A 6,512-nucleotide genomic window follows, 5' to 3' on the forward strand; every position below is an offset into this window, starting at 1 on the left:
CGGCCGTTGGCCGGCATGCTCATGGGTATCCAAGGGCCGGCGCATTGCCGGCCCTTCTGCTTCTGCCGCCTTGTAGAGGCGAGCCTGCGCTCGGCTGCTCTGAGCCGAGCATGGCTCGGCTCTACAGGGGCGTGTTGCAGGCGGCGAATGCTTACAGCGCGCTCTGCCGGCCAGCGGCCGGCACTACCGCTCGGCGTCCAGCTCCGGGTAATGGCGGAAGATGCCATTCGTGTTGAATGCCAGCCGCCGTTCCGAGCCCAGGTAGGCGGCGATGTTCGGCCGCTTCGCCACCCGCTCCTGCAGCGCGCGCAGCAGGGGCACGGCGGGCGCCAGTGCCTGCATGCGGCGCGGGAACATGTAGTCCAGACCACTCATCAGCTGGAACAGCGACAGGTCCACATAGGAATGCTCGCGCAGTGCATGGCGGCCACCGTTGGCGGCCAGTACCCGTTCGAAGTAGCCCAGGAACTTCGGCAGGCGCTCGCTGCGCAGCGACGCGGCACGTGCCTTGGCCTCGGTCTTCTGCTCTTCGTAGTATTTTGATGCGGCGATCGGATGGTGAGTGTCATGCACCTCGGCCACCAGGTCAGCGATGGTCAACTGCAGTTGCAACGCCTGCATCCGCCGCGATGCGGCCTGCGGCACCAGATCCAGCGTCGGGCCGAGGAAGTCCAGGATGGCGGCGACCTGCGCAATGACCTGGCGACCGGCCTTCAGGAACGGCGGCGCGAAGGGCTGTGCCCCGTCACTGCTGCCGTCGAGAAACGGTTGCATCACCGCATCACCGTGCACCCGCGCCATGTCGATGTAGTCGGCGCCGGCATCTTCCAGCGCCAGGCGCACGAACTCGCCACGGCCCTGGATACCGGTCCAGTAGTACAGCGCATACTGCATGGCAGTGTCTCCGCAGGACAAGGCCCACAGCCTCGCGCGCGGCACGCAAAGCAGGCGTGAGCGCGGCTTTGGCGTGGGCCGAAGCCGAACGGCAGCGGAACAGGCAGGGAACCGGCTGGAACCGGTGGGGTCACACCTTCTCCATGCGTGTGAAACGAGGTGCTGCATCATGCAGAGTGGAAAGGCGGTATGGCCCTGGGTGCTGGGTGTGGTGGTGATCGGCGGCGCGGGCGGTTGGTTGTTCCGCGATCAGCTGAGGCACCTGGCAGACGGTGTTTCGGTGCCGGTGCACTCAACCCCCGCCAGCACCAGCGCACCGCCGCAACCGCAGGCGGCCGCGGACCCCGCGCCAGCACCGCCGCCGATCAGGCATCCGCTGGACACCGAGGCCGCCGCTGACCCGGCGCTGCCCAAGTTGGCCGACAGTGATGCGGCTGCCTGGGGCGCATTGAGCCAGCTGTTCCAGGGCGAGGGCCCGATGACCCTGCTGCTGCGCGATCACCTGATCCAGCGCCTGGTCACCCAGGTCGACAACCTGGACAAACCAAGCGTGCCGCCGCCGACGCTGGCCGCACGGCCGCTGCCGGGCAACCTGCAGGTCGAGCCTGGCGAGGGCGGGGAACGCATCGCGGCAAGCAACTCGGCGCGTTACGCGCCCTATGTGCAGGCCTTCACTGCGCTGGATCCAGCGGCAACGGCTACGGCGTACAAGCGCTTCTATCCGTTGATCCAGCAGGCCTACGTCGACCTGGGCCGGCCCGAGGGCTACTTCAACGACCGTCTGGTGGCGGTGATCGACCATCTGCTGGAGACCCCGGAACTGGTGCAGGCGCCATTGGTGCAGCGTGATGAGCGCGGTCGCTACCGCTTCGTCGATTCCACCCTGCAGTCGCGCTCGATAGGCCAGAAGGCGCTGTTGCGCATGGACGCCGCGCAGGCGCGGGCGGTCAAGCAGCAGCTGCGGGCGATCCGCAGCGCGATCACCGGCTGAGTCCGCGCACCGCGCGGAACTGATCGGGATCAACGCGCCGACCACACCCGTTCCGGCATGCTGGCCGCAGGCTGACTGGCCTCGGGGTGCAGTCGCAGCCACCCTTGAAACGGGGTGGGGCAACCGCATCTTCCCAGCATCGCCGGCGCGGGCCGGCCCTGATGACCGATGAGGATTCGCAATGCGGATGGACAAGCTCACCTCGCGTTTCCAGCAGGCGCTGGCAGACGCACAGTCGCTGGCCGTGGGCCGCGACAACAGCATCATCGAACCGGTTCACCTGTTCAGCGCGTTGCTGGACCAGCAGGGCGGCAGCACGCGCCCGCTGCTGGCCCAGGCCGGGGTGAACGTGCCGGTGCTGCGCGAGCGCCTGACCGAGGCGCTGGATGCACTGCCGAAGGTGTCCGGCCAGGCCGGCAACGTCTCGATGGGCAATGACCTGGGGCGCCTGCTGAACCAGACCGACAAGCTGGCCCAGCAGCACGGCGATGCCTTCATTGCCAGCGAGTGGTTCGTGCTCGCGGCGCTGGAAGACGGCGGCACGCTGGGCATGGCGCTGCGCGCCGCCGGTGCCGACAAGACCCGCCTGCAGGCTGCGATCGACAAGCTGCGTGGCGGCGAGAACGTGCAGTCGGAGAATGCCGAGGAACAGCGGCAAGCGCTGGAGAAGTACACCATCGACCTGACCGCGCGTGCCGAGAGCGGCAAGCTCGACCCGGTGATCGGCCGTGACGAGGAAATCCGCCGCACCATCCAGGTGCTGCAGCGCCGGACCAAGAACAACCCGGTGCTCATCGGCGAGCCTGGCGTGGGCAAGACCGCGATCGTGGAAGGGCTCGCCCAGCGCATCATCAATGACGAAGTGCCCGAAGGCCTGCGCGGCAAGCGCGTGCTGTCGCTGGACATGGGCGCGCTGATCGCCGGCGCCAAGTTCCGCGGTGAATTCGAGGAGCGCCTGAAGGGCGTGCTCAACGACCTGGCCAAGAACGAAGGACAGATCATCCTGTTCATCGACGAGCTGCACACCATGGTCGGCGCCGGCAAGGCTGATGGCGCGATGGATGCCGGCAACATGCTGAAGCCCGCCCTGGCGCGTGGCGAGCTGCACTGCATCGGCGCGACCACGCTGGATGAGTACCGCAAATACATCGAGAAGGACGCCGCGCTGGAGCGCCGCTTCCAGAAGGTGTTCGTCGGCGAACCCACGGTGGAGGACACCATCGCGATCCTGCGCGGGCTGAAGGAAAAGTACGCCGTGCACCACGGTGTGGAAATCACCGACCCGGCCATCGTGGCTGCCGCCACGCTGTCCAACCGCTACATCACCGACCGCCAGCTGCCGGACAAGGCCATCGACCTGATGGACGAAGCCGCCTCGCGACTGCGCATGGAGATCGATTCCAAGCCGGAGGAGCTGGATCGCCTGGAACGCCGGGTAATCCAGCTGAAGATCCAGCGCGAGATGCTGAAGAAGGAAAAGGACGAAGCCTCGCGGCAGCGCCTGGCCGATCTCGAAAAGGACATCGATGCGCTGGAGCGCGAGTTCTCCGATCTCAATGAAATCTGGAAGTCGGAGAAGGCAGCGCTGCAGGGCGCCACCAAGATCAAGGAACAGGTCGAGCAGGCCAAGCTGGAGCTGGAAGCTGCGCAGCGCCGCCAGGATTTCGCCAAGATGAGCGAAATCCAGTACGGCCTGTTGCCGCAACTGGAAAAGCAGCTGGCCGCCGCGCAGGAAGCCGAGCACAAGGACTTCAAGCTGGTACAGGACCGCGTGACCGATGAGGAGATCGCCGAGGTCGTTTCGCGCTGGACCGGCATCCCGGTCAACAAGATGCTCGAAGGCGAGCGCGACAAGCTGCTGCGCATGGAAGAAGTGCTGCACAACCGTGTGGTCGGCCAGGAAGAGGCGATCAAGGTCGTCTCCGATGCGGTACGCCGCTCGCGTGCCGGCCTGTCCGATCCGAATCGTCCGGCCGGCTCGTTCCTGTTCCTCGGCCCGACCGGCGTCGGCAAGACCGAGCTGTGCAAGTCGCTGGCCGAGTTCCTGTTCGACAGTGCCGACGCGATGATCCGCATCGACATGAGCGAGTTCATGGAAAAGCACAGCGTCGCCCGCCTGATCGGTGCGCCCCCGGGCTACGTCGGCTACGAGGAAGGCGGTTACCTGACCGAGGCCGTGCGTCGTCGCCCGTATTCGCTGATCCTGCTCGATGAGGTGGAGAAGGCGCATCCGGATGTGTTCAACATCCTGCTGCAGGTGCTGGACGATGGCCGCCTGACCGACGGCCAAGGCCGCACTGTGGACTTCCGCAACACCGTCATCGTGATGACCTCGAACCTAGGCTCGCATCAGATCCAGGACATGAGCAGCGACGACAGCCCGGAGGCCTACACGCAGATGAAGGCAGCAGTGATGGGCGTGGTGCAGGCGCACTTCCGTCCGGAGTTCATCAACCGCCTGGATGACATCGTGGTGTTCCACCCGCTGGACAAGCAGCAGATCAAGCAGATCGCACGCATCCAGATGCGCGGGCTCGAGAAGCGCCTGGCCGAGCGCGGTTTGAAGCTGGCGGTCTCCGATGCGGCATTCGATCTGCTCGGCAACGTCGGCTTCGACCCGGTGTATGGCGCGCGCCCGCTGAAGCGCGCGATCCAGTCGCAGCTGGAGAATCCGCTGGCGCAGCAGATCCTGTCCGGTGCCTTCGTCAACGGTGACACCATCGAAGTCGGCAACGACGGGGGACGCCTGGTCTTCGCCAAGGCTTGAACCGGTGGCGCGCCTGCCCTGGCTGGCGCGCCACCAAAGCCCTGGCAAGGCACAATGATCCCGTTTCACTTTCGCAAGGACGAGGAGAACCGCATGGACGTTACCCGAAGGGTTTCACTCTGCATGGCGCTGGCGCTCGCTGCTGTTGCTGGACACGCTGCAGCCGTCGAACAGGTCCAGCTGCCGCCGATGAAGGGTTACCAGCAGGCCCACCAGAGCACCGACGCACAAGGCAACCGCATCACCGAGTACGTGCCGCAGGGCCAGACCGTGCAGGACTGGACCGACATGGTCACTGTCAATGATGCGCCGAACAGTGGCCATGTGAGTCCGCGCGAGTTCCTCGGCATCATCGAGGCGGGGTGGCGCGTGGCCTGTCCGGCAGCGCAGAGCCACTGGATCCGCGAAGGCGAGGAGGGCGGACGGCCATTCGCGCTGCTGATGCTCAGTTGCCCGCTGAACCCCGGCACCGGCAAACCGGAGTTCACCTGGATCAAGGGCATGCAGGGCAGGCAGGGCTTCCACACCGTGCAGAAGTCGTTCCGCGCCGAGCCGGAGAAGGACGACGTCGTGCAGTGGATCGGCTGGCTGCGCGAGGTCGGCTTGTGCGGCAGCGGCGCCGCACAAGCCTGCCACTGATCGCAGCGAAAGAGGGCGCCCCGCAGCGCCCTTCATGCATCAGAAGCGGTGCGTATAGCCGCTCATCACGCCGAACTGGTTGGCCTTCTGCACGATCGGGCTGTCGGCGGCATCGCCGAGCAGGCGCGTGCCTTCGGCCGAGATGTACCAGTTGCCATTACGGCCCACGCGGTGGCTCCACTTCAGGCCGACACCGGCGCTGACCAGGCCCGCCTTCGGTTTGTGCTCGGCAAAGCCGGTGCGCGCGGCCTGTTCCGGACTGACGCCGTACCAGGTCTGCATGTAGCCACGGTTGCCGTAGTCGGTGGAGACGCTGCCGCTGACCACGCCACCGGCCAGGTCGAACAGCGGCATGCTCAGGTTCAGGTGGATCTGCTGGGTAGCCAGTCCGTTCTCAGCCTTGTCCTCGTCCTTGCGGGTGAACTGCCAGGAGCCGCTCAGCACGGCCTCGCCCAGCGTATATCCAGCCGAGACACCGACCAGGGGACGGGTATCGATATCGCCCATGCCGCGCAGGAAGTCCGAACCGCCGAGCAGCGAATCCTTGTCCCTGCGGATACCGCTGGCACCGACATAGGCGCGCACGCGGGTGTGCTCGCCGAGGGTCGTGCCCCAGCCGATGCCACTGGTGCCCAGAAACCAGCCCCCCGGCGAGGTGACATCGAAGGACAGCGAAGGCGTCGCACGGTACTCCTCGCTGCCGCTGTAGCGCGGCGCCACGCCACCGCCGGCGGCGAGCTCGAAGGTCCAGTGGTCATCCTTGGCGTGGGCGATCGGGGCGGCGAACAGCGGCAACAGGGCCAGGTGGAGCAGGGCGGGGGAACGGCGAAGCTGGGACATGGAAACTCTCGACAATGGGAGGAAAGCAGCGCGCGCATCCGGCGAGTGCTGCAGGGTCGCTAGCGTGGCGATACGCCGGCGACCGATCCGTCCGCAGTTGTGCGGGAGTTGTAATCAACTGTAATTGCGCCCGTGGGCGTTCAGCTGGCAGCCAGCGGCCAGTGCATGCGGCAGCGGCAGGCGACGCGGGAACAAGAGCGGAAAACGGACAGGCACAGACAGCACGGCGGGACCTCCACGATAGGGTGGGATCCTCTGGCGGCGGCTTCCTCGGCGTGGTAGCCGACCTGCAGCAGGGCGGCCTCGACCTCGGCAGCAAGCGTTGCATCGGTGCCGCCGGGTGCATCAACGGGCTGCGCGGTGATGGCGGCGATGCGTTGG

Annotated in this window: 6 protein-coding genes; 3 read left to right on the plus strand and 3 right to left on the minus strand. The window is 66.5% G+C overall.

The window, feature by feature from the left end:
* Positions 1–183: 183 nt before the first annotated feature.
* Complete coding sequence (locus ABGA94_RS17095; RefSeq protein ID WP_329915724.1) at positions 184–894, minus strand: glutathione S-transferase; 711 nt, start codon at positions 892–894, stop codon at positions 184–186.
* A 169-nt stretch (positions 895–1,063) separates the two neighbouring features.
* On the opposite strand from ABGA94_RS17095, the gene ABGA94_RS17100 reads away from it, so the two are divergent.
* From ABGA94_RS17100 to ABGA94_RS17110, 3 genes are all read left to right on the plus strand, one after another.
* Entirely contained in the window at positions 1,064–1,885 is an 822-nt protein-coding gene (locus ABGA94_RS17100) for a DUF3014 domain-containing protein (protein WP_375367838.1), read from the plus strand.
* A gap of 181 nt (positions 1,886–2,066) precedes the next feature.
* Complete coding sequence (clpB, locus tag ABGA94_RS17105; protein WP_005418568.1) at positions 2,067–4,652, plus strand: ATP-dependent chaperone ClpB; 2,586 nt, start codon at positions 2,067–2,069, stop codon at positions 4,650–4,652.
* 93 nt (positions 4,653–4,745) lie between these two features.
* Entirely contained in the window at positions 4,746–5,291 is a 546-nt protein-coding gene (locus ABGA94_RS17110; RefSeq protein WP_262220780.1) for a hypothetical protein, read from the plus strand.
* A 39-nt stretch (positions 5,292–5,330) separates the two neighbouring features.
* On the opposite strand, the gene ABGA94_RS17115 is transcribed toward ABGA94_RS17110, so the two are convergent.
* Together ABGA94_RS17115 and ABGA94_RS17120 are read right to left on the minus strand one after the other, a co-directional pair.
* Complete coding sequence (locus ABGA94_RS17115) at positions 5,331–6,131, minus strand: MipA/OmpV family protein (protein WP_069139331.1); 801 nt, start codon at positions 6,129–6,131, stop codon at positions 5,331–5,333.
* Between the two features lie 140 nt (positions 6,132–6,271).
* On the minus strand, positions 6,272–6,512 hold a 241-nt coding region (locus ABGA94_RS17120; protein ID WP_375367839.1), incomplete at its 5' end, for a hypothetical protein.

It is taken from the genome of Stenotrophomonas sp. 3diitr2024, assembly GCF_042136455.1.
Classification (GTDB): Bacteria; Pseudomonadota; Gammaproteobacteria; order Xanthomonadales; family Xanthomonadaceae; genus Stenotrophomonas; species Stenotrophomonas sepilia.

Coding starts and splice junctions, on each gene's coding strand:
- ABGA94_RS17115 (WP_069139331.1), bottom strand. CDS start 6,131: ATGTCCCAGCTTCGCCGTTCCCCCGCCCTGCTCCACCTGGCCCTGTTG.
- ABGA94_RS17100 (WP_375367838.1), top strand. CDS start 1,064: ATGCAGAGTGGAAAGGCGGTATGGCCCTGGGTGCTGGGTGTGGTGGTG.
- ABGA94_RS17095 (WP_329915724.1), bottom strand. CDS start 894: ATGCAGTATGCGCTGTACTACTGGACCGGTATCCAGGGCCGTGGCGAG.
- ABGA94_RS17110 (WP_262220780.1), top strand. CDS start 4,746: ATGGACGTTACCCGAAGGGTTTCACTCTGCATGGCGCTGGCGCTCGCT.
- clpB (WP_005418568.1), top strand. CDS start 2,067: ATGCGGATGGACAAGCTCACCTCGCGTTTCCAGCAGGCGCTGGCAGAC.